The 21,650-nt window shown below is 66.3% G+C and carries 19 protein-coding genes, 1 other RNA gene and 1 pseudogene; 14 read left to right on the top strand and 7 right to left on the bottom strand.

The features are described 5' to 3' along the window. Positions 1-36: 36 nt before the first annotated feature. The 5 genes from ompA (at position 37) to ssrA (ending at position 4,184) form a co-directional block, all read left to right on the top strand. Positions 37-618, top strand: coding sequence for an outer membrane protein OmpA (ompA, locus tag VIR09_RS20310; RefSeq protein ID WP_013392385.1), 582 nt, complete (start codon positions 37-39; stop codon positions 616-618). Between the two features lie 160 nt (positions 619-778). Then, positions 779-1,507: a bifunctional 2-polyprenyl-6-hydroxyphenol methylase/3-demethylubiquinol 3-O-methyltransferase UbiG gene (gene ubiG / locus VIR09_RS20305; protein WP_332014496.1), complete on the top strand. Its 729-nt coding sequence runs from the start codon at positions 779-781 to the stop codon at positions 1,505-1,507. Then, a complete protein-coding gene (locus tag VIR09_RS20300; protein WP_332014495.1) occupies positions 1,504-2,178 on the top strand; it encodes an HAD-IA family hydrolase in 675 nt (224 codons plus the stop codon). The genes ubiG and VIR09_RS20300 overlap by 4 nt, the downstream gene beginning before the upstream one ends. Before the next feature lie 347 nt (positions 2,179-2,525). Further along, the gene (locus VIR09_RS20295; RefSeq protein WP_332014494.1) at positions 2,526-3,704 is read left to right on the top strand and encodes an MFS transporter; all 1,179 of its coding nucleotides are present in this window, start codon (positions 2,526-2,528) and stop codon (positions 3,702-3,704) included. Between the two features lie 90 nt (positions 3,705-3,794). Beyond that, positions 3,795-4,184, top strand: a transfer-messenger RNA (tmRNA) gene (gene ssrA / locus VIR09_RS20290). A gap of 99 nt (positions 4,185-4,283) precedes the next feature. Here ssrA and VIR09_RS20285 read toward each other — a convergent pair. The 7 genes from VIR09_RS20285 to VIR09_RS20255 all read right to left on the bottom strand — a co-directional run bounded on the left by VIR09_RS20285 (position 4,284) and on the right by VIR09_RS20255 (position 11,551). Next, positions 4,284-4,694 carry a Zn-ribbon domain-containing OB-fold protein gene (locus tag VIR09_RS20285; RefSeq protein ID WP_332014493.1) on the bottom strand — a complete coding sequence of 137 codons (411 nt, stop codon included), beginning with the start codon at positions 4,692-4,694 and terminating at the stop codon, positions 4,284-4,286. 2 nt (positions 4,695-4,696) lie between these two features. After that, on the bottom strand, positions 4,697-5,854 hold the full coding sequence (locus VIR09_RS20280) for an acetyl-CoA acetyltransferase (RefSeq protein ID WP_332014492.1): 1,158 nt from the start codon (positions 5,852-5,854) through the stop codon (positions 4,697-4,699). Between the two features lie 37 nt (positions 5,855-5,891). Beyond that, on the bottom strand, positions 5,892-7,031 hold the full coding sequence (locus VIR09_RS20275) for an acyl-CoA dehydrogenase family protein (RefSeq protein ID WP_332014491.1): 1,140 nt from the start codon (positions 7,029-7,031) through the stop codon (positions 5,892-5,894). A gap of 28 nt (positions 7,032-7,059) precedes the next feature. After that, positions 7,060-8,589, bottom strand: a complete 1,530-nt coding sequence (locus tag VIR09_RS20270; RefSeq protein WP_332014490.1) for an AMP-binding protein — start codon at positions 8,587-8,589, stop codon at positions 7,060-7,062. Positions 8,590-8,607: 18 nt separating this feature from the next. Next, the gene (locus tag VIR09_RS20265) at positions 8,608-9,468 is read right to left on the bottom strand and encodes a MaoC family dehydratase (RefSeq protein ID WP_332014489.1); all 861 of its coding nucleotides are present in this window, start codon (positions 9,466-9,468) and stop codon (positions 8,608-8,610) included. Between the two features lie 51 nt (positions 9,469-9,519). Next, positions 9,520-10,503 carry a tripartite tricarboxylate transporter substrate binding protein gene (locus tag VIR09_RS20260; RefSeq protein ID WP_332014488.1) on the bottom strand — a complete coding sequence of 328 codons (984 nt, stop codon included), beginning with the start codon at positions 10,501-10,503 and terminating at the stop codon, positions 9,520-9,522. Between the two features lie 82 nt (positions 10,504-10,585). After that, positions 10,586-11,551 (bottom strand): tripartite tricarboxylate transporter substrate binding protein, encoded by a 966-nt coding sequence (locus VIR09_RS20255; RefSeq protein ID WP_332014487.1) that lies wholly within the window; start codon positions 11,549-11,551, stop codon positions 10,586-10,588. A gap of 225 nt (positions 11,552-11,776) precedes the next feature. On the opposite strand from VIR09_RS20255, the gene VIR09_RS20250 reads away from it, so the two are divergent. The 9 genes and pseudogenes from VIR09_RS20250 to VIR09_RS20210 all read left to right on the top strand — a co-directional run. Beyond that, positions 11,777-12,529, top strand: coding sequence for a beta-ketoacyl-ACP reductase (locus VIR09_RS20250; protein WP_332014486.1), 753 nt, complete (start codon positions 11,777-11,779; stop codon positions 12,527-12,529). A gap of 31 nt (positions 12,530-12,560) precedes the next feature. Beyond that, a complete protein-coding gene (locus VIR09_RS20245) occupies positions 12,561-13,049 on the top strand; it encodes a MaoC/PaaZ C-terminal domain-containing protein (protein WP_332014485.1) in 489 nt (162 codons plus the stop codon). After that, positions 13,046-15,175: an acetate--CoA ligase family protein gene (locus VIR09_RS20240; RefSeq protein ID WP_332014484.1), complete on the top strand. Its 2,130-nt coding sequence runs from the start codon at positions 13,046-13,048 to the stop codon at positions 15,173-15,175. The genes VIR09_RS20245 and VIR09_RS20240 overlap by 4 nt, the downstream gene beginning before the upstream one ends. 45 nt (positions 15,176-15,220) lie before the next feature. Then, complete coding sequence (locus tag VIR09_RS20235) at positions 15,221-16,375, top strand: acyl-CoA dehydrogenase family protein (RefSeq protein ID WP_332014483.1); 1,155 nt, start codon at positions 15,221-15,223, stop codon at positions 16,373-16,375. 49 nt (positions 16,376-16,424) lie between these two features. Beyond that, positions 16,425-17,162: an IclR family transcriptional regulator gene (locus tag VIR09_RS20230; protein WP_332014482.1), complete on the top strand. Its 738-nt coding sequence runs from the start codon at positions 16,425-16,427 to the stop codon at positions 17,160-17,162. A gap of 31 nt (positions 17,163-17,193) precedes the next feature. After that, entirely contained in the window at positions 17,194-18,324 is a 1,131-nt protein-coding gene (locus tag VIR09_RS20225; RefSeq protein WP_332014481.1) for a CaiB/BaiF CoA-transferase family protein, read from the top strand. Positions 18,325-18,386: 62 nt separating this feature from the next. Further along, positions 18,387-19,214: an enoyl-CoA hydratase/isomerase family protein gene (locus VIR09_RS20220; RefSeq protein WP_332014480.1), complete on the top strand. Its 828-nt coding sequence runs from the start codon at positions 18,387-18,389 to the stop codon at positions 19,212-19,214. Between the two features lie 146 nt (positions 19,215-19,360). Beyond that, positions 19,361-20,515: a non-hydrolyzing UDP-N-acetylglucosamine 2-epimerase gene (gene wecB, locus VIR09_RS20215; protein ID WP_332014479.1), complete on the top strand. Its 1,155-nt coding sequence runs from the start codon at positions 19,361-19,363 to the stop codon at positions 20,513-20,515. Positions 20,516-20,544: 29 nt separating this feature from the next. Continuing rightward, positions 20,545-21,650, top strand: a pseudogene (locus tag VIR09_RS20210) (cellulose biosynthesis cyclic di-GMP-binding regulatory protein BcsB); the annotation flags it as partial.

Raw genomic sequence — 21,650 nt, 5'->3', positions numbered from 1 at the left:
GTCACTTATCCAGCTTCAAGCTCAACGAGGAGAAACATGAACAAACCCTCCAAATTCGCTCTGGCGCTCGCCTTCGCCGCCGTCACGGCCTCTGGTGTAGCTTCCGCGCAAACCGTGGACAACTGGCGCAACCCGTTCGGTGACGTTTGGAAGAACGGCACGAACGAACTGTGCTGGCGCGATGCATTCTGGACCCCGGCCACCGGTATCCCCGGTTGCGATGGCGTTCCGGTTGCACAACAGAAGGCGAAGCCGGCCCCGATGGCGGCCAAGGTCGTGTTCAATGCTGACACGTTCTTCGACTTCGACAAGTCGACGCTGAAGCCCGAAGGCCGTCAGCTGCTGGACCAAGTCGCCCAGCAAGCTCGCGGTATCGATCTCGAAACCATCATTGCTGTGGGCCACACCGACTCGATCGGCACGGAAGCCTACAACCAGAAGCTGTCCGAGCGCCGCGCCGCTTCGGTCAAGACCTATCTGGTCAGCAAGGGTATCGACCCGAACCGTATCTACACGGAAGGCAAGGGTGAGCTGAACCCGATCGCTTCCAACAAGACGAAGGAAGGCCGCGCCCAAAACCGTCGCGTTGAAATCGAAATCGTGGGTAGCCGCAAGTAATTGCTGGACTAGCTACAATAAGGGGGCCTCGCATAGCGAGGCCCTTTTTTTCGCCGGCCACGCACCAAAGCGGTGCAAGGCTGCGCCGCCCCTCCCTCGCCCGGCGCGACGGACCCCTCTATATATAGAGTCATAGAGTCGCCTTACGCTGAACCTGCCCATGACTACGCAAACTCACGACACCGTCCGCCCCGCCATCAACGCCGACCAGGCTGAACTGGACAAGTTCGCCGCCCTGGCCAGCCGCTGGTGGGATCCCGAAAGCGAGTTCAAGCCCCTGCACGCCATCAATCCGCTGCGGCTGGAATGGATCCAGGAATGCGCCGGCAGCCTGGCGGGCAAGAAGGTCCTGGACGTGGGCTGCGGCGGCGGCATCCTGTCCGAAGCCATGGCGCACGGCGGCGCCGACGTCACCGGCATCGACCTGGCCGACAAGTCCCTGAAGGTTGCACGCCTGCATGGCCTGGAATCGGGCGTGAAGGTGGAGTACCGCAAGGTTCCCGTGGAGGAACTCGCCGCAGAGCAGCCCGGTCAGTACGACGTGGTGACCTGCATGGAAATGCTGGAGCACGTGCCGGATCCGGCTTCGATCGTGCGCGCCTGCTCCACGCTGGTCAAACCGGGCGGCTGGGTTTTCTTTTCGACCTTGAACCGCAATCCCAAGTCATTCCTGTTCGCCATCGTGGGCGCTGAGTATGTCCTGCGCCTGTTGCCGCGCGGCACGCACAGCTATGACCAGTTCATCAAACCCAGCGAGCTGTCGGCGGCCGCTCGCGGCGCCAAGCTGGAACCGGTGAGCATGCGCGGCATGGAATACAACCCGATCACCCAGATTTACACCCTGTCGTCCGACACCTCGGTCAATTACCTGATGGCTACCCGCAAATGAGCGCCCTGATCCTGTTCGACTTCGACGGCACGCTGGCCGACACCGCCCCCGATCTGGCCGCCGCGGCCAATCGCCAGCGCACCCGCAAGGGCCTGGAACCGATGCCGTACGAAGCCCTGCGCCCGGTGGCGTCCCAGGGTGCGCGCGGCCTGCTGCGCGTGGCGCTGGACCTGAAACCCGGCGACGCCGATTACGAGCCGACCCGCCTGCAGTTCCTGGAAGACTACGCCGCCAGCTCCACCGTCCACAGCAAACTGTTTCCCGGCATCGAGACGCTGCTGGCGGACATCCGCGGCCGCGGGCTGTCCTGGGGCATCGTGACCAACAAGGTCACCTACCTGACCCTGCCGATCGTCGAATACCTGGACCTGACGCGCGACAGCGCGGTCCTGGTTTGCGGCGACACCACGGCGCACGCCAAGCCGCATCCGCTGCCGCTACAGCATGCGGCGCGCGAGGCGGGCTTCGCCATCGACCGCTGCGTCTATGTCGGCGACGACCTGCGCGACATCCAGGCCGCCCACGCCGCGGGCATGCCGGCCGTGGCGGCCGCATACGGCTATGTCGGCGAAGACGACAACATCACGACCTGGGAAGCGGAAACCTGCGCCAACTCCCCCGCGGAACTCTGGTCCGCCATCCAGCCGCTGTTGCCCAGCGACCTGCGCTAAGCCAAACCGGACGGGCCGCCGCGCGGCCCGCTCCAGGTCTTGCAGTGACTCCCGACTATTAGTTCATTTTGTCGAACAATCTTTCCGGGATCGCGGCCTTTATCCTGAAACCAAAGTCACTTAAAGTGTGACCTATGCAAGGCATGCGGGTGCATCCCAATTGCCTTTTCCGGCTCATGCCGCAGGTTGCGGACACTGCTGTCCGCCACCATTGCTCTCACGCATCGGCGCCCTTCGGCCCCGACGCACTTGCCCGGCGCTCATGCCGGCGCACCCCTGACCTTTTTTTAGACCGCCCACACCGCCGCCCGCGCGCCGCCCTCCAGCGCCGCGCCAGAGGAATGCCTATGCTATTGCCCATCCTGTTACTTTCCGCCGCCGGCTTCACCATCCTGACGACAGAGTTCCTGATCGTCGGGCTGCTGCCCAGCCTGGCCCGCGACCTGGACGTCACCGTATCCCAAGCCGGCCTGCTCGTCACGCTGTTCGCCTTTACCGTGGCGGCGACCGGCCCGCTGCTGACAGCGCTCATGGCCAACATCGAGCGCAAGCGGCTGTTCATCAGCGTGCTGGTGCTGTTCGGCCTGTCCAACGCGCTGGCCGCCGTGGCGCCCAACATTTGGGTCATGGCCGTGGCCCGCTTCGTTCCTGCCCTGGCCTTGCCCGTGTTCTGGTCACTGGCCAGCGCCACGGCGGTGGAGCTGGTCGGCCCGGCACGCGCCGGCCGCGCCATCTCCATGGTCGCCTTCGGCATCGTCGCGGCCACGGTGTTCGGCATACCCATCGGCGTGCTGATTTCGGACGCCTTCGGCTGGCGCGCCGCCTTTGTCGTGCTCTCGGTGGTGTCGTTCGCCAAGGCGTTGCTGCTGTTGTTCGCCTTCCCCAGCACCCGCATCCGCGCCGACAGCGTCAAACTCGTCACGCAGTTGCGCATCCTGCGCAATCCCATCGTGGTGGGCCACGTGCTGTTGTCGCTGCTGGTCTTCACTGGCATGTTCACCGCCTACACCTATCTGGCGGACATGCTGGAGCGGCTGGCCGGCTTCAACGGCCAGATCGTGGGCTGGACGATGATGGCCTTTGGCGCCGTCGGCCTGGTCGGCAATACCCTGGGCGGCCGCATGGTGGACCGTAGCCCGTTGGGCGCGACCGCCCTGTTTTCGGCGCTGATGGCGGCCGGACTGGCGGCGGTCGCCCCCGTGATGCAGTCGCATGGCCTCTTGGCCGTGGCGCTCGGCGTCTGGGGCATTGCGCAGGCCGCACTCTTCATCGTCTGCCACGTGCGGCTGATGAAATCGGCGCCGGAAGCGCCGGCCTTTGCCGCGTCCCTGAATATCTCGGGTGCCAATATCGGCATCGGCCTGGGCGCCGTGGTCGGCGGGCATGTCATCGACAACTACGGATTGGCCTCGCTGGGCTGGGCCGCAGCCGTCATCGTCGGCATTTCCGTGATCCTGGCCTTGGCGCTGATGACCGCCTCCCGCCCGCGCCGCGAGCCCAAGGCGGCCTGCGCCAACGCTGCCTGAACGCCTGCTGTATCGTCCGCGCCACGCCCGGGCAAGGCGGCACAGGCGATACAGCAGGCTATGGCATTTACCAGTACAATAGATCTTCTTGGGGCCGATCCGGATTCGACGTGGGTCGCGAAACAACTCAGGGCATGCCGAGCACCAGTACGCTCGTTAAACCACTGGAAACACTACAAACGCCAACGACGAGCGTTTCGCTCTCGCCGCTTAAGCGGTGAGCCGCTGCACTGATCTGTCCTTGGGTCAGGCGGAGGAAGGCAACTTCCTAGGGGGGTAACCCTCGAACCGCAGCAGCGACATTCACAAGGAATCGGTTTGAACTGGGGTCACACGGTTCAAATTTAAATTACGTGAATCGCTTTGGTCCGGCCTGTCGGTTGGCTAAGTCCAAGGTTAAATCCAAATAAATCGACTACGCATGTAGAACTGATTGCAGAGGGCTTGCGGACGGGGGTTCAATTCCCCCCGGCTCCACCAAATACCGCAGACGCAAGACTAAGACCGGTCCAACTTCCCAGTTGGACCGGTTTTTTCTTTGTACGCAAGGCAAGATCACCCGATTCCCGCGCCGCGCAATCAGGCTTCCAGCTTGAACTGCGGCAACGTGATGTCATCCGACACCTGCTCGAAGCACACCCGCACCCTGCTGCCTATCCTGACCGCCTCGGGCGGACTGTCGATGATGTTGGCCATCATGCGCACGCCTTCGTCCAGGTCGATCATGGCGACGACATAAGGCACTTTCCCGCTCAAGGCCGCGTTGCTCGGGCGCCGGTTGATGGTGTAGGTGTAGACGGTTCCCTGGCCGGCGGACTCGATCCACTCGACGCTGTCGGACAGGCAGGCCGTGCAGAATTCGCGCGGATAGAACTGGCGCGTCTTGCAGCAGCCGCATTGCTGGACGACCAGGCGGTGTTCCTTCGCGGCATCCCAGTAGGGCTGGGTGATCCGGGTCGGTTGCGGCAGCGGGCGTTGGGCTAGTTCCATGGTCAGACTCCGAGTATCAGGGTGGTGTTGCAGGAAAAAACCAGGCCGGGCGCATGCACCAGGGCCAGTTCGGCGCGGGGCAGCTGGCGCTCGCCGCATTCCTTGCGCAATTGGTGCACGGCTTCGAGCAGCAGCAGCATGCCGAACTGGCCGGGATGGTTGTAGGACAGGCCGCCGCCCGAGGTATTGATGGGGAAGTCGCCTCCAGGGGCCAGGCGTCCGTCCGCCACGAAGGCGCCGCCCTCCCCGCGTTTGCAGAAACCCAGCTCCTCCAGCGACTGGATCACGCCGATGGTGAAGTGGTCGTAGATCTGCACCACGTCGATGTCCGCGCGCGTGACGCCGGCCATGGCGAGCGCGGCATCTGCCGTTTGCGCCACATTGGTGTCCAGCCAGTCCGCCGTATTGAAGGGCGTGTAATGGTGCGAGAAGGATTCGGCGATGCCCATCACGTAGACCGGCGGCCGTTTGAGCTCGCGGGCACGCGCGGCGGAGGTGATGATGACGGCGCCACCGGCGTCGGTCACCAGGCAGCAATCGCGCTGGCGCAAGGGGTCGGCAATCATTTTGGAAGCCATGACTTCCTCGATCGAGGTGTCCTCGCGGCGGTAGGCCTTGGGATTGAGCTGCGCCCACTTGCGCGCCGCCACCGCGACTTCTGCCAAGTCCTTGTGGGTAGTGCCGTAGCGCTGCATGTGCAGTTGCGCCACCATCGCGTAATAGCCTATGGGGCTCAACTGCCCATAAGGCGTGATGAACTGTCCGCGCGGCAGGCGCATGTCCTCGGGCGTGCCGCCCACCTTGCGCGTGCCGTCCGACAACTGGGTGCTGCCGTAGGCCACCAGCGCCACCTCGCACATGCCGGCCTCGATGGCGGCCATGGCGTGGCGGATGTGCATGACGCTGGACATGCCGCCCACGCTGGTCGAATCCACGTAGCGCGGCCGTATGCCCAGGTATTCCGCCAGATGCAGGCCGGCGAACTTGTCGTCGACGTGCGCGAACACGCCGTCGACGTCCTGCAGCGTCAGCCCTGCATCGCGCAGGGCGCGGCCGGCGGCCTGCGCCTGCAGGTCCAACGAGGTCATCCCGGGCACTTTCCCCAGGTCGGATTCGGCGGCGCCGACGATGGCGACCGATTTCGATAGATGCTTGCTCATGTAGGGATCTGTTCCTGTCGAAGTCGAAGAAGAAGGTTCAAAGCGTCCGGGCGATCAGCTCGCGCATGACCTCCGAAGCGCCGCCGTAAATCCGGTTGGGCCGCACGTCGGTGTAGGCGCGGGCTATCGGGTATTCGCGCATGTAGCCGTAACCGCCGTGGAACTGCAGCAGGTCGTCGATGGCGCTGGTGGCTTCAGACGCCCACAGCTTGGCCATGGCCGCGCCGCCGGCGTCGAGTTCGCCGTCCAGGTATTGCTGCACGCAACCGTCGACGAAGGCGCGGGTGGCGGCGGCCAGGGTCTTGATGTCGGCCAGCTTGAAACGGATGTGCTGGTTGTCGATCAAGGCCTTGTCGAACGCGCGCCTGTCCTTGGTGTAGTCCACCGTCCATTGCAGCGCGCTCTCCAGCGCCATGGCGCAGCGCACCGCGATCATCAGGCGCTCGCGCACCAGTTCCTTCATCAGGTAGCCGAAGCCCTGGCCCGGTTCGCCCAGCATGTCCTCGTCCGGTACGAACATGTCCTGGAAGAACAGTTCGGCCGTGTCCTGCGCCTTCTGCCCGACCTTGTCCAGGAGACGGCCGCGCGTGAATCCGGGCGTCGCGGTGTCGACCCAGAACAGGCTGATGCCGCGTGCGCCGGCGGCGGGATCGGTCTTGGCCACCACCAGCACGCGGTCGGCATGGAAGCCGTTGGTGATGAAGGTCTTCTGGCCGTTGATGACGTAGCCGCCCTGCGCCCTGGCCGCCGCAGTGCGGATCGCCTTGACGTCGCTGCCCGCGCCCGGCTCGGTCATCGCGATGGATGCCACGATGTCGCCTTGGGCCATGCCGGGCAGGTCGCGCAGCTTCTGGCGCTCGGTGCCGAAGTTCAGCAGATAGGGCGCGACGATGTCGGAATGGGTGGTGAAGCCGGTGACGCCGGTGGCCAGCGCGCGGGCGATCTCCTCCACCACGATGATGGTGTGCAGGAAATCGCCGCCGCCCCCGCCGTATTCCTCGGGCGTGCTGGGCAGCAGGATGCCGGCCGCGCCGGCCTTGCGCCACAGCTCGCGCGGCACCAGGCCTTCCTGTTCCCATTGGTAGTGGTGGGGCGTGATCTCGTCCGCAATGAAGCGCGCCACGGTGTCGCGGAACAGTTCATGCTCCGCCGAGAAAAGCTTGCGCTGCCGGTTCATGCCGTCTCCTGTGTCATGGTGGGCCTCCCTAGGCTTGCGGCCAGTAGCGCTGTTTGACCAGGCGCTTGAGCAGCTTGCCGGTCTCGGTGCGCGGCATGTCGCTGGAAAAGTCCACGCTCTTCGGGCACTTGATGGGCGAGATCCGGTCACGGCAATAGTCGATCAGCTGCTGCGCCAGGTCGGAGCTGGCAGCGGCGGGATCGCGCAATTGCACGACCGCCTTGACCTCCTCGCCGAACTCGTCGTTCGGCACGCCGACCACTGCCACGTCGGCCACCGCCGGATGCGTGCTCAGCAGGTTCTCCGCTTCCTGGGGATAGATGTTGACCCCGCCCGACACGATCATGTTGGACAGACGGTCGGTCAGATACAGATAGCCGTCCTGGTCCAGGTATCCGATGTCGCCATAAGTGGCCCAGCCGCGCGCGTTGTAAGCGCCGCGCGTCTTGGCCGGATCCTTGTGGTATTCGAAGGAACCGCCGCCGGAAAAGTAGATGACGCCGGGCTGGCCCGCGGGCAATTCGTTCAGCCCGTCCTCGCTCACGATGTGGGCCTGGCCAAATTCCGGCCTGCCGACCGAGCCGCGGTGCGCCAGCCATTCTTCGGAGCCCAGCGAGGTGCGCCCTACCAGTTCGGTGCCGCTGTAGTACTCGTACAGGATCGGCCCCCACCACGCGATCATGGCTTCCTTGACGTCGACCGGGCATGGCGCGGCCGCATGCACCGCGTAGCGCAGCGAGGACAGGTCGTGGCGCGCACGCGCTTCCTGCGGCAGCCGCAGCAGGCGGATGAACATGGTCGGCACCCATTGCGAATGCGTGACGCCGTAGGCGGCGATGGCCTCCAGCGCCGCGGCCGCGTCGAATTTTTCCATCATGACGCAGCTGCCGCCCGCGCGCAGCGCCGCCATGTTCCAGCGCACCGGGGCCGCGTGATAGAACGGCGCGGTGGACAGATAGACCGTGTCGCGGTCGAAGGCCTTCCAGGCGCTGCTGGGCGCATCGCCGACGCGGAAGTAGCGGTTGGCCACTGACAGCGGGCGCTTGATGCCCTTGGGCAGGCCGGTGGTGCCGGACGAATACAGGAAATCCGTGCCTTCCGGGGTTTCGGGCAGGACCACGTCATCGGCATAGCGGCCGGTCCAGGCCTCGTACGGGATCGCGCTGGCGTCCGCGCCGTCCATGCAGACGCGCAGCACGCCGCGCGCATCCAGGCTGTCCGCATCCGTTTCGGCCTGGGTGTGGCCGGAATAGAACAGCACGCGCGCGTCGCAGTTGTCGATGATGTAGCGCGCCTCTTCGCGCTTCAGGTGGCGGCTGATGGTGGTGTAGTACAGGCCGACACGATGCGCGGCCCACAGCAGTTCGAAGAAGCGCGGATGGTTTTCCAGGAATACCGCGATCACGTCGCCGGCCTGCAGGCCGGCATCCAGCAGGGCCGCCGCGCATTTGCGGCTGCGCTGCTCCAGCTCGCGCCAGGTCACCGTGGTTCCGGACGGAATCATGCGATAGGCGATGCGGTCGGGCATCTCGCGCGCATGGTCTTCAAGTGCAGACATGAGGACTCTCCAGTTTGCTCAATGCGCCAGGCTGGCGACGCCGTTGCTCAGCACCACCGTGCCGCGCTCGTGGGCCAATGCGCGGAATTGCAGGCTGTCGCCGTCGCGCCATATTTCCACCCGCAGCGTCTCGCCCGGGAAAAACGGCGCCGAAAAGCGCGCGGCGATGGCGCCCAGGCGTTGTGGCGCCGCAGGCGCGCAGGCCTGCAGCAAGGCCCGCGCCGCCATACCGTAAGTGCACAGGCCATGCAGGATGGGCCGGTCGAAGCCGGCCGCGCGCGCCATGTGCGGCAGCGCGTGCACCGGATTGAGGTCGCCGTTCAGGCGATAGAGCAAGGCCTGCTGCGCCAACGTGGACAGCAGCACGACCTGATCGGGTTCGCGGCCGGGCGTGGCCGGCAGGGCCTCGGGCGCTTCATCGCCCTGGCCGAAACCGCCGTCGGCGCGGCAGAACGACACGTGCTCCACCGTCGCCAGCGGCGCGCCGCTATCGGCGTCGGAAATATCGCGCACGGTCACCACCAGCGCGCCCTTGCTGGCGCCCTTGTCCACCACCCGCGTGACGCGGGTCTGACTGCGCACTCCCCCGGCCGCGGCCAGCGGCGCATGGAAGGTCATGCGGTGCTCGCCATGCAGGATCTTCACCCAGTCTATGCCGGTGGCCGGATCGGCCGCCCAGCCGTTGGGCGCGCCAATGGTGGCCAGGAAGGTCGGCACCACGGCCGTCCCTTCCTCATGCACGTAGCGCAGTTCGCCTTCGTTGGCTGGATCGCTGCCGTAGCCCAGGCCCAGCGCATAGATCATGCAGTCTCGCGGGCTGTAGCGGTCGATGCGGTCCTCGAACTTCCAGTTGCGCAGGTTTTGATAATCGATTGCCATGGATCATGCCTCCCTGTGCATGCCGGCGGCGTCCAGCCGCCAGCATGCGGCTCATTCCGCCTTGATGCCGGCGGCCTTGATGATTTTTTCCCAGCGGTCCTTTTCCGAGCGGATGAAGCTGTCGAACTCGGCCGACGTGCCGCCCAGCGGAATGCCGCCCTGCTGCGCCAGCTGCTTCCTCACCTCTTCATCGGCCAGGACCGCGTTGAGCTCCGTGTTCAGGCGTGCGACCACGGCCGGCGGCGTGCGCGCCGCGACCAGCACGCCCAGCCAGGCGCCGACGTCCACATCGGGATAGCCTTGCTCGGCCAGCGTCGGCACGTCGGGCAGGATCTGGCTGCGCTCGCGGGTGGTGACGGCCAGCGCCCGCAGCCTGCCGGCCTTGACCAGCGGCGCCACGGTGATGACGTTCTCGACCGTGAAGTCGACCTGGCCCGCGACCAGGTCATTGGTCGCCGGCGCCGCGCCCTTGTAGGGCACGGTTACCGCGGTGAAATCCAGGCGGTTCTTCAGCAGCTCTCCGCCCAGGTGACCCGACGTGCCGATCATGGAAACGGCCATGGACAGGTTGCCCTGCTTCTTGCGGGCATAGTCACGGAACTCCGCCAGCGTCTTGACCGGCGCATTGGCATTGACCACCAGCGCATTCGGCATGGTGATGATGCGGATCACCGGAGCGAAGTCGGACATCGCGTAAGGCAGTTTGCTGTACAGCGTGTAATTGACCGCATTGGGCCCGCTGCTGCCCATGACCATCGTGTAGCCGTCGGGCTCGGCGCGCAGCAGGCCTTGCATGCCCAGGATGCCGGCCGCGCCAGCCATGTTTTCCACCACCACCGGCTGCCCCAATCGTTCGGACAGTTTCTTGCCGACGATCCGGCTGGTGATGTCCAGGATCCCGCCCGGCGAACTGGGCGCGATCAGGCGCAAAGGTTTGTTCGGGTAGCCATCGGCCGCGCGCGACATCTGCGGCAAGGCCATCGCTGTCATCAGGCTGGCCAGCACTGCCAGCGTGTTTCGCCTGCGTGTGTTCATGTATGTCTCCTGATAGTTCTATATGCCGCGGGCTTGTGGCGCCCGCTGTTGCGAATCCGCCGGGCGGACCCGTTGCCGCGCGTCAATCCACCTTCATGCCGGTGGCGTCGACCACGGCCTGCCACTTCTTCACTTCGGACTTCAGGAAGGCGCGGGCCTCTTCCGGGCCGCCGGTCAGGGGCCGGGCGTAGATCCGGTCCATGAACTCCTGCACGTCGGGCTGCTTGTTGATGTCGGCCACGGCTTCAGCCAGCTTCTTCAGCACCAGCGCCGGCACCTTGCCGGGCGCGGCCATGAAATACACCGCTTCGACGTCGTAGCCCTTGAGGCCGGCCTCCTCGATGGTGGGCAGGTCCGGCATCGCCTTCATGCGTTCGCGCCCGGTCACGGCCAGCGCCTTCAGCTTCTTGGATTGCACCAGCGGGATGGCGGTGGAAACGCTGCCGAACATCATGTCCACGGTGCCCGACATCAGGTCCACTTCCGCCGGCGACACGCCCTTGTAGGGCACGTGGGTCATGTCGACCCCGGCCATGACCTTGAACAGTTCGCCCGCCAGGTGGATGGACGAACCCATGCCGGCCGAGGCGAAGGTCAGCTTGTTGCCGCCCGCCTTGGCCTTGCGGATCAGGTCGTCGACGCCCTGGATGTTGGAGCCGGGCGGCACCACCAGAATGTTCGGCGTGGACGCCACCATGCCTATGGGCATCAGGTCGCGCTCCCAGTCGTAGGGGTTGCGCTTCATGGCGGCGTTGGCCGCCACATAGTTGGCCGCCATCGCAATGGTGTAGCCGTCGGCCGGGGCCTGCGTCAGCGCCTGGATTGCGATGTTGCCGCCGGCCCCCGGGCGGTTTTCCACGATGAAAGTCTGGTTGAAACGTTCGCCGAGCTTTTTGGCGTACAGGCGGGCGAGCAGGTCGGTGGCGCCGCCGGGCGCGAAGCCCACGTACACCCGCACCGGCTTGTCCGGATAAGCGTCGGCCCCGCTAGCTGCCCCGACGGCAGCCAGGCTCAGTACCGCGGCCAACAATCCCTTCAACATTGCCATGAGTCGATCTCCTTCCATTTTTTAGAGATATGGGAATGTCGGGCCAACTTATTCCGACATGCCGAACAGTATAACGACGTGCCGATATTAATTGTCAACATTTCCGATGATGTGTATATTCATTCGGAACCTCGGAATACATTCAAACCTGCTTGGCGCAGTCTCGAGATATCGGATTTCGGGCTCAGGGCGCCGGGCACCATCAGCTACAGAAGGGGAATGAAGATGGACCTGCAACTCACCGGTAAAGTCGCTGTCATCACGGGTTCCGGCCGCGGCATCGGCTATGCCTCGGCGCTGGCCCTGGCGCAGGAAGGCGCCCGCATCGTCATTACCGACATCAACCCCGAATCGGTGGAGCAGGCGGTCGGCAGCCTGAAGCAGGCCGGCCACGACGCCATCGGCGCCGTGCTCGACGTCTGCGATCCCGAGCAGGTCCAGACCATGGCCGAGCTGGCCGCGCACAAGTTCGGCGGCATCGACATCCTGGTCAACAACGCCGGCTTCACGCGTGACAAATACCTGCTCAAAATGCCGGTGGAAGATTGGGACTCGGTGGTGGACACCATCCTCAAAGGCGCTTACTACTGCACCAAGGCCGCCCTGCCCTCCATGATGGAAAGGAAGTGGGGCCGTGTGATCAACATCGCCTCGCGCGCGCACTGGGGCAACCCCGGCCAGACCAACTATTCGGCCGCCAAGGCCGGCCTGATCGGCTTTACCCGCGCGCTGGCGCTGGAACAGGGCAAGTTCAACATCACCGCCAACGCCATCGCCCCGGGCTTGATCGAAACGCCGCTGGTGCGCGGCCTGTCCACCTACGAAACCCTGCGCGCCAACGCGCTGGCGCGCCAGCCGGTGCCGCGCCTCGGCGCGGTCGAGGACATCGCCAACGCCGTGGCCTTCCTGGCATCCGAGCGGTCCTCCTTCATCACGGGCGAGCTGCTGCACGTGACTGGCGGCCGCTACGCTTCGTAAGACGCCTCTCCACTCCGGAATCCGATCAGCCATGCAAAGCGCAAGCCCAGCCAGCCAGTCCCCGCATCCCATCCAGCAGCCCCTGGAAGTCGGCCACAGCTTCGAGTCCGCCGGCCGCACCATTACCGAGAGCGACATCGTCAACTTCGCCTGCCTGTCGGGCGATTTCAACCGCCTGCACGTCGACCATGAATACGCCAGCGCCACGCCCTTCGGCCAGCGCATCGCCCACGGCCTGCTGGTGCTGTCCGTGCTGTCCGGACTGACCACCCAGTCCAGCGGCTACCGCCAGCTGGAGCCCTACGTACTGGCGCTGATCGACATCAATTGCCGCTTTCCCAAGCCCACCTTCATCGGCGACACCATCGTGGTGCGGGTGACGGTGACGGAAAAGGCCGGGCAATACCGGCCCGGCAAGGACAAGGTGGTGTTCCGGCGCGAAGCCATCAATCAGCGCGGCGAGGTGGTGGTCCAGGCCGATTTCGCCATGGTGCTGCGGTCCATGGAGGACGCGGCATGAAACCGTTCGCAGACCTGACCCGCTTCACCAATCCGCGCAATATCGCCGTGGTCGGCGCCTCTGCCCGCGAATCCAGCCAGGGCCGCCGCCTGTACGACAACCTGGTGCAGCATTCGTCGGTGCCGGGCGAGGTGTACGCGGTCAATCCGGCCTATCAGGAAATCGGCGGCCGGCCCTGCTGGCCGTCCATCAGCGCCTTGCCCGAGTCCGAGATCGACGTGGCCCTGATCATGATCAACGCCTCGCTGGTGCTGGACTCCCTGCGGCAATGCGCGGCGCGCGGCATTCCATTCGCGGTGGTCATGACGTCCGGCTTCTCGGAAGCCGGCGAGGAAGGCCAGCGCCTGGAACGCGAGATCGCCCAGCTGTGCGAGGCCACCGGCTTGCACGTCTACGGGCCGAACTGCCCTGGCTTCGTCAATGTGCGCGACCGCCTGGGCATGACCTTTTCCCCCGCCTTCAAGGACGATCTGAACACCGGTTCCATCGGCCTGGCGACCCAGGGCGGCGGACTGGGCCGCAACCTGCTGCAGGGCCTGTCCTTCGGCCAGGGCGTGGGCCTGTGGTTTTCCGCTGGCAACGAGGTCGACCTGGAGATTCCGGACTTCATCGCCCACATGGCGAACGATCCTCAAACCAGCGTGATCGCCTTGCTGATGGAAGGCGTGAAACATGGCAGGCGACTGACCGCCGCGCTGGAGCTGGCGCGCGCCCGCAACAAGCCGGTGGTGGTGCTGAAAGTGGGACGCTCCGAAGCCGGCGTGCGCGCCGCGCAGTCGCACACGGCATCGGTGGCCGGCACGGCCGCCGTCAACAGCGCCGTGTTCCGCCAGTTCGGCGCGATTGAAGTGGATGACCTGGACCAGCTGCTGGCAGTCTCACGCCTGCTGACGCGCATTACCCCCAAAAGCGGCAACGGCCTGTGCATCTATACCTTCTCGGGCGGCACCGCCGCGCTGGCCGCCGACATTGCCGGCGCCGCCGGCTTGCCGATGGCAGTGTTCACGCCCGAGACCAAGGCCGCCTTGCGCAAGCTGTTGCCGGATTTCGCCAGCATGGACAATCCGGTCGACACCACTGCCGACATCCTGCGCAACCCCGAAGCTTCGGCCGCCTGCCTGCGCGCGATATGCGCCGACCCCGCGGTGGGCACGGTGCTGTTCCCCATCCCCATGGACTACGGGTCCATCACCGACGGCATGGCGCAGGCCATCGCCACGGTGGCGGCCGAAACCGACACCCTGATCGTGCCGGTCTGGATGAGCCGGCGCCTGGGCGGCGGCTTCCAGCTGCTGGAAGCCGCCGGGCTGCTGCCCTTCCTGTCCTTGTCGGACGCGATCGCGGCCCTGTCCAAAGCCATACCGTGGCAGCGACCCGAAGGCGGGACGGCTACTGCCTCCAGGCACGCAGATGACGCCGTCCTGCCGGCCCGCATGCTTAGCGAAGCCGCGGCCAAATCCTTGCTGCGCGAAGCCGGCCTGCCGATTCCTGAGGGGCTGGTGGTCGCCAGCGCCGAGCAGGCGGCCCGCGAGGCCGAGCGCCTGGGCTTTCCCGTGGTGATGAAGGTGGTCAGCGCCCAGATCGCGCACAAGACCGAAGCGGGTGGAGTCAAGCTGGGCATCGCCAGCGCCGCCGCGGCGCGGGAGGCCTATGCGGCCATCCATGAGTCGGTCGCGCGCCATAGTCCGGACGCCATCATCGACGGCATCCTGGTGGAGCGCATGCTGCCGCCGGGCGGCCGCGAGGTGCTGGTCGGCGTGCACAGCGATGCGGCCTTCGGCCTGGTGCTGACCTTCGGCCTGGGCGGCATCTTCGTCGAGACCATTCGCGACGTGGCCCACCGCATGCTGCCGCTGTCGCGCAACGATGCGCGCGCGCTGTTGCGCGAGATCCGCTACGCCGAAGTGCTGGACGGCGTGCGCGGCCAGGCGCCGGCCGATCTCGCCGCGCTGGAGGAGCTGATCCTGCGGGTCTCGGATTTCGCCTGGAGCCACCGCGACGCCTTGCAGGAAATGGAGCTCAACCCGGTCTGGGTCGGCGTCGAGGGACAAGGCGCGATGCCGCTGGACGCGCTGATCGGCCTGCGGCCCGACGCCGATGCCGGCCTGGGGCTGCGCCTGTCATGACCGCCGCCGGATTTCTCTCTTCGACCATACCCGCCTAGGACCCGCATGGACTTCTCACTGGACTCCACCCAGATCGAATTGCGCGATTCGCTGCGCCGCTACCTGACGGCCGAAGTCGCACCCATCGTCAACCGCTACGAGGCCGAAGCCCGCGTGGTGCCGCAGGAAATGGTCCGCGCCATGCGCGACTTCGGCCTCCTCGGCGGCATGCTGCAGGAAAAAGACGGCGGCTATGGCTTGCCGATGACGACCTACGGCATGCTGATAGCCGAGCTGGCGCGCGTCTGGCCATCGCTGCGCAGCATCGTCAGCACCAGCAATCTCGCCGCCTCGGTGCTGAGCGACGGCGGCTCGCCTTATCTCAAGGAAAAGTACCTGCCGCGCGTCCTCTCGGGCGAGGCGATCGCCAGCTTCGCGCTCAGCGAACCCAACATCGGCTCCGACGCCGCCAATGTCGAAACCCGCGCCGTCGAAACCGCCACTGGCTGGCGCGTCAATGGCCGCAAGCTCTACATCAGCCTGGGCACGGTATGCGAATTGGGCGTGGTGTTCGTGCAGACCCAGCGTCAGAACGGCGAGCGCGGCGTGTCCTGCCTGCTGTTCGAGCGCGCCATGCCGGGCTTCTCTTCCAGTCCCATCGACAAGATGGGCATGCTGAGCTGCCCGCTGGGCGAGCTGCTGTTCGAAGATGTGGAGATCCCCGCGGCCAACCTGATCGGCACCGAGGGCAAGGGCTTCGCGCTGGCCAAGAAATACCTCAACATCGGCCGCTGCGTGGTGGCGTTCTCGGCGCTGGGCATTGCCGAGGCGGCCTATGAGGCAGCGGTAAAATACGCCGGCGACCGGGTCCAGTTCGGCCGGCCCATCGGCGGCTTCCAGCTGGTCCAGCATATGATCGCCGACATGATGACGCTGGTCGAAACCTCGCGCCTGCTGTGCTGGCGTGCCGCCGACGCGCTGGACCGCAACGCCGCCGACAGCCAGATGCTATGTTCGATGGCCAAGCGCCACGCCACCGACGCCGTGCTGCGCGTGGCGGAGCTGTCCATGCAGGTGCATGGCGGCGCGGGCTACACCACGTTGTTCCCTGTCGAGCGTTACTACCGCGACGCCCGCCACCTGAGCATTGCCGAAGGCACCAACCAGATCCAGGCCCTGCTGATGGCACAGAGCGTGCTGGGCATTTCCGCGTTGAAATGACCGACTACGCAACCGCCCGGGCCGGCTCCCCACTCAACTCCGACATCCTATGCCGCAAATCCTCCCTACCGCACAGCGTGTACTGCAAGTCTTCGAAGTCTATGCGCGGGAACGCCGTCCCCTGACGAATTCGGAAATGGCGCGCTTTCTCGATCTGGCCGACAGCAGCTGCTCGGACCTGCTCTACACGCTGCGCCAGGCGGGCTACCTGCTGCGCACGCCGAAATCGCGCTACTTCCACCCTACAGGCAGGCTGCTCGATGTGGCCCAGGGCATCTCGGCGGCCGACCCGCTGCAGTCCTTCGCTTCGGAGGCACTGGAGATCCTGACGCGCCAGTCGGGCGAATCGTCGATGTGCGGCTTGCTCGACGGCAACAAGGTGAAGATCTACGCCAGCCAGGAGAGCCCCCGCGCCTTGCGCTACGTGGTGAAGGCCGGCACCACCTTCGACCTGCAGGCTGCGGCATTGGGCAAGGCCCTGCTGGGCGAGATGGACGCGGCGGAACGCAATGCGCTCATCGATACGCTGCCGTTCGAACACGTCACGGCCAGCACTATCACCAACCCCGATACCTTGCGCGCGCAGATCGAGTCGCAGTTGCCCAAGCACTACTTCAACAGCCGCGACGAAGGCAATGAAGGCGTATCGGCCGTCGGCATTGCGGGACGCGTGGGCGGGCAGCTGACCGCCCTTTCCATCGTCGGCCCGACCCACCGCATGGACGCCAACATGGAGCAGTACGTCCAGATCATCCTGGACGCGCGCGCCGAATTCTTCGAATCCTGAGAACCCGATACATCATGGAGTGACGATAGACATGGCTGGTCCCCTGAGCGGATTTACGGTGGTGGAAATGGCCGGCATCGGGCCCGGCCCCTTTTGCGCCATGATGTTGGCGGACATGGGTGCGGACGTGATCCGCATCGACCGGCTGGCGCCCGGGTTCCTGGGCGGCGGCGGCACCCTCATCGATCGGGGACGCCGCACGATCGCGCTGGACCTCAAGAAACCCGGCGCAACCGACATCGTGCTGCGGCTGCTGGACAAGGCCGACGCCCTGCTGGAAGGTTTTCGGCCAGGCGTCATGGAACGGCTGGGCCTGGGGCCCGACGAGTGCCTCGCGCGCAACCCGCGACTGGTGTACGGCCGCATGACGGGCTGGGGCCAGGATGGCCCGCTGGCGCAGGCTGCGGGCCATGACTTGAACTACATCGCCATCACCGGCGCGCTGCACGCCATGGGACACGCCGGGCTGCCGCCGACGCCACCGCTGCATCTGGTCGGCGACATGGGCGGCGGCGCCATGATGCTGGCCTTCGGCGTGCTTTGCGGCCTGCTCGAGGCCGGCCGCACGGGCCGGGGCCAGGTGGTGGACGCCGCCATCTGCGACGGCGCCTCGCTGCTGGCCAGCGCCTACCACGGCAAGCTGCGAGACGGCAGCTGGATCAACCAGCGCCAATCCAACATGCTGGACGGCGGCGCCCACTTCTACGGCTGCTATGCCTGCGCGGATGGCAAATACGTTTCCATCGGCGCGATCGAACCGCAGTTCTATCGCCTGCTGCTGGAACGCTGCGGCATCGACGACCCGGACTTCCAGCAGCAATGGGAGCGCGCGCAATGGCCGCAGCTGCGCGCCAAGCTGGCCGGCATCATTGCCGGCAAGACCCGCGAGCAATGGTGTGCGCTGCTCGAAGGCACGGACGCCTGCTTCGCGCCGGTGCTCGACTTCGAGGAAGCGCCGCGGCATCCCCACCATCAGGCGCGCGGCAGCTTCATCGAAACCGGCGGCAGCGTGCATCCCGCCCCCGCGCCGCGCCTTTCGCGCACGCCGGGACAGGCCGGCACCGTACCCGCGCCCGGCGCGCACACAGAAGAACTGCTGGCGGAATTGGGCTTGGCGCAAGCCGAGATCCAGGCATTGCGCGAACGCGGCGCCATCGCCTGACGGCCCGCGACAGCTTGCGGCCAGGCCCGCATCGCGCGGCCAGGCCATCATGAAAGGCAGACATGGAGACCGATACGATGCAAGTCATCTCTAGCGAGTTCAAGACCCTGCTCTATGCCGTGGAAGACGGCGTCGCCACCATCACCCTGAACCGTCCCGCCCAGCGCAACGCGCTGGACATGGTCATGCGCGAAGAGCTGGCTCACCTGGTGGGCACGATCCGGCGCGACCGCGGCGTGCGCGTCGTGATCCTGGCCGGCGCCGGCGGGGCCTTCTGCTCGGGCGGCGACATATCCACCATGGGCTCGGGCGGCTCCGCCGAAGAAGCGCGCGAGCGCATGGCCGGCCTGCTGCAGACGATAGAAGGCCTGATCACGCTGGACCGTCCGGTGATCGCGGCGGTCGACGGCCCAGCCTACGGCGCCGGGCTGGGCCTGGCCCTGACCGCCGACCTGATCCTGGCCTCGCCGCGGGCCCGCTTCTGCCTGTCCTTCCTGCGGCTGGGCGCCATCCCGGACTGCGCCACCATGTACACCCTGCCGCGCATGGTGGGCCTGCAACGCGCCAAGGAACTGGCCTTCTCCACGCGCGAGTTCCAGGCCGAGGAAGCGAAGGAGATGGGCATCGTGTTCGAAATCCAGCCGCAGGAACGAATCCACGAGCGCGCGCGGCAGATCGCGCTGTCCATGGCCGAACTGCCCATGGCGGCGCTGGCGATCACCAAGCGCGGCTTCAACGCTTCGCTCAACAGTGACCTGAACGCGATGCTGGACCTGGAGGCTGCCGGCCAGGGCGTCGCGCGCTCTTCCGAGTACCACCGCGAGGCTGCCGGCCGCTTTCTCGACAAGGTGGCGCAACGCTTCCAATGGCCGGCGGCCGACGCCCGATAGGCCATGGTCATCGCGCGAAAGCAACAGATGTCCCCAAATTTTCCGATACCCCCCCTTTGTTGAAATAAACCGTCACATATTACGAATACTTTCAATCCATAATCTACGCAAGAAAATGCCACCGGCGCAGGGGGCCCGTTCTTGCGATGAAAGTCCTTTCCATATTCGGGACCCGTCCCGAAGCGATCAAGATGGCGCCCCTGGTGGCCGCGCTGCAAGGCGAACCCCAGATCCAGAGCGTCGTCTGCGTGACCGGCCAGCATCGCGAGATGCTGGATCAGGTGATGGCCCTGTTCGATCTGCGGGCGCAGCACGACCTGGACATCATGGTGCCCAACCAGACGCTCAACGGCCTGTACGCGCGGCTGATCAGCCGGGTGGACAGCGTGCTGGAGGCGGAGCAGCCCGACTGCGTGCTCGTCCATGGCGACACCAGCACCGCATCGGCCTGCGCGCTGGCCTCGTTCCACCGCCGCGCGCGCATCGGCCACGTCGAAGCCGGCCTGCGCACCGGTGACCTGGCCAAGCCCTTCCCCGAGGAAATGAACCGGCGCGTGGTCGATGCGGTGGGCGACTGGCTGTTCGCGCCCACCGCGCAATCGCGCGCCAACCTGCTGCGTGAAAACCTGTCGGGGCGCATCACGGTCACCGGCAATACCGTGATCGACGCGCTGGCCTTGACCTGCGGCAAGCTCGCGCCCGAAGGCGCGCTGGCGCAGCAGCTGGCGGCGCGCTACGGCTGGCTGGATCCGCAGCGCCGCCTGCTGCTGGTCACCGGACACCGGCGCGAGAGCTTCGGCGATGGCTTCCGGCATATCTGCGCCGCCCTGGCCGAACTGGCCCGGCGCGAGGATCTGCAGATCGTCTATCCCGTGCACCTGAATCCGCAGGTACGCAACGTGGTGATGACGCAGCTGGACGGCCTGTCGCGCGTGCATCTGATCGCCCCGCTGGATTACCTGGACTTCGTCTGGTTCATGCAACGCGCCTACCTGATCCTGACGGATTCGGGCGGCGTGCAGGAAGAAGCGCCCTACCTGGGCAAGCCGGTGCTGGTGATGCGCGACGTCACCGAGCGTCCGGAAGCCGTGCAGGCCGGCACCGTGACGCTGGTCGGCAGCGACACCCAGCGCATCCTGGCCGAAGTGAACCGCCTGCTCGACCACCCGGAACTGCACGCCTCTTTCTCGCGCCGCATCAATCCCTATGGCGATGGCCTCGCCAGCCAGCGCATCGTCGACGCGCTTTGCGGCCGAGCCGTAACCGAGTTTTCGCCTCAAGCACAGGCTGCGGTCCGCTAGCCGTCCCTGCCCCCACCCCCGGAGCCTCCATGCATCATGCCCCGCATTCCCACGCCGCCCGCACCCTCTGCCGCGCCCTGATCGCCGCCGGGTTGCTGCTCCCCTTGGGAGCGATAGCCAGTCCCGCGGGCGACGCCTTGCGGCGCTTGCTGGGCGACGACTGGGTCACGCGCGACACCAGCCTGGAAGACCTGGGCATCCGCGAGCCCGTGGTGCTGAGCAATAGCGATGCGCGCCAGGAGTTCTACCTGCCGGTGCCGCGCGGCGTGCCGATAGCCGACGCCACGCTGGACTTCGACGCGCGCTACATCAAGGGCGAACCGGGCCGCGCCAGCATGGTGCTGTGGGTGGACGGCGTGCCGCAGACCGCCCAGCGCATCGCCGACGGCGAGGGTTCGGCCACGCGCAAGCTGAACGTGGAACAGCGCGTGCGCGACACGGGCTTCGTGCGCCTGGCGGTGGACTGGCAATCGGAAATCGCGCAACGCCAGTGCGAGAGCAACCGCGCCACCGCCAACGCCTTGATGGTGTCGCCGCGCACGCGCCTGAGCTATCGCTACGACGCCTCGGCCATCGGCAGCCTGGACGAGGCCTGGAGCACCCTGCCCGGCAAGCCGGTGTTGATGGTGGCGGGCGCCAAGCTCGACCAGCAGGCCTTCGACAGCGCCTGGCGCATGGGCGCGGCCATGGAACGCAGCGGCAAACGGGTCGCGGTGCGCGCTTTCCCGGCCGTGGGCGACGAGATCGACACCCGCGGCCTGCAAGCGCCGAACGGGCTTGGACAGGTGCCTGCGTTCGCGGCCCTGGCGGGCAATGACAAGCACAAGCTGGCCAGCCCCGCCGAAATCGGCGCGCTGCTGGTCATGGGCGCCCCGGCGGTCAGCGGCGACGTGGTGATCGCGGACGCCGCGCTGCGCGCCCGCTACACCGAGGCGCTGGACGCCTTGCAGGCGCAATTGGCGCAGGACGCCGACGCCGCGGAGGCCTTCAAGACATGGCGCCAGCGACGCATGCCGCTGGCTGGCCAGGACCTGCCATCCAAGGAGATCCGCCTGGCGCCGCTGGGCAAGCAGGCGGTGATCGCGGTGGCCGCCGATGCCGGCGCGCAAGGCGCGGGCGCCTTCGACACGGCCTG

The organism is Achromobacter sp. (genome assembly GCF_036567245.1).
Lineage (GTDB): Bacteria > Pseudomonadota > Gammaproteobacteria > Burkholderiales > Burkholderiaceae_B > Achromobacter.
Note: the sequence above shows the minus strand (reverse complement) of the source record. Positions and strands in the feature narration are given on the sequence as shown.

What these genes read in the sequence shown, in the direction of transcription:
- ompA (WP_013392385.1), top strand. Translation starts at nt 37, where the DNA reads ATGAACAAACCCTCCAAATTCGCTCTGGCGCTCGCCTTCGCCGCCGTC.
- ubiG (WP_332014496.1), top strand. Translation starts at nt 779, where the DNA reads ATGACTACGCAAACTCACGACACCGTCCGCCCCGCCATCAACGCCGAC.
- VIR09_RS20300 (WP_332014495.1), top strand. Translation starts at nt 1,504, where the DNA reads ATGAGCGCCCTGATCCTGTTCGACTTCGACGGCACGCTGGCCGACACC.
- VIR09_RS20295 (WP_332014494.1), top strand. Translation starts at nt 2,526, where the DNA reads ATGCTATTGCCCATCCTGTTACTTTCCGCCGCCGGCTTCACCATCCTG.
- VIR09_RS20285 (WP_332014493.1), bottom strand. Translation starts at nt 4,694, where the DNA reads ATGGAACTAGCCCAACGCCCGCTGCCGCAACCGACCCGGATCACCCAG.
- VIR09_RS20280 (WP_332014492.1), bottom strand. Translation starts at nt 5,854, where the DNA reads ATGAGCAAGCATCTATCGAAATCGGTCGCCATCGTCGGCGCCGCCGAA.
- VIR09_RS20275 (WP_332014491.1), bottom strand. Translation starts at nt 7,031, where the DNA reads ATGAACCGGCAGCGCAAGCTTTTCTCGGCGGAGCATGAACTGTTCCGC.
- VIR09_RS20270 (WP_332014490.1), bottom strand. Translation starts at nt 8,589, where the DNA reads ATGTCTGCACTTGAAGACCATGCGCGCGAGATGCCCGACCGCATCGCC.
- VIR09_RS20265 (WP_332014489.1), bottom strand. Translation starts at nt 9,468, where the DNA reads ATGGCAATCGATTATCAAAACCTGCGCAACTGGAAGTTCGAGGACCGC.
- VIR09_RS20260 (WP_332014488.1), bottom strand. Translation starts at nt 10,503, where the DNA reads ATGAACACACGCAGGCGAAACACGCTGGCAGTGCTGGCCAGCCTGATG.
- VIR09_RS20255 (WP_332014487.1), bottom strand. Translation starts at nt 11,551, where the DNA reads ATGGCAATGTTGAAGGGATTGTTGGCCGCGGTACTGAGCCTGGCTGCC.
- VIR09_RS20250 (WP_332014486.1), top strand. Translation starts at nt 11,777, where the DNA reads ATGGACCTGCAACTCACCGGTAAAGTCGCTGTCATCACGGGTTCCGGC.
- VIR09_RS20245 (WP_332014485.1), top strand. Translation starts at nt 12,561, where the DNA reads ATGCAAAGCGCAAGCCCAGCCAGCCAGTCCCCGCATCCCATCCAGCAG.
- VIR09_RS20240 (WP_332014484.1), top strand. Translation starts at nt 13,046, where the DNA reads ATGAAACCGTTCGCAGACCTGACCCGCTTCACCAATCCGCGCAATATC.
- VIR09_RS20235 (WP_332014483.1), top strand. Translation starts at nt 15,221, where the DNA reads ATGGACTTCTCACTGGACTCCACCCAGATCGAATTGCGCGATTCGCTG.
- VIR09_RS20230 (WP_332014482.1), top strand. Translation starts at nt 16,425, where the DNA reads ATGCCGCAAATCCTCCCTACCGCACAGCGTGTACTGCAAGTCTTCGAA.
- VIR09_RS20225 (WP_332014481.1), top strand. Translation starts at nt 17,194, where the DNA reads ATGGCTGGTCCCCTGAGCGGATTTACGGTGGTGGAAATGGCCGGCATC.
- VIR09_RS20220 (WP_332014480.1), top strand. Translation starts at nt 18,387, where the DNA reads ATGGAGACCGATACGATGCAAGTCATCTCTAGCGAGTTCAAGACCCTG.
- wecB (WP_332014479.1), top strand. Translation starts at nt 19,361, where the DNA reads ATGAAAGTCCTTTCCATATTCGGGACCCGTCCCGAAGCGATCAAGATG.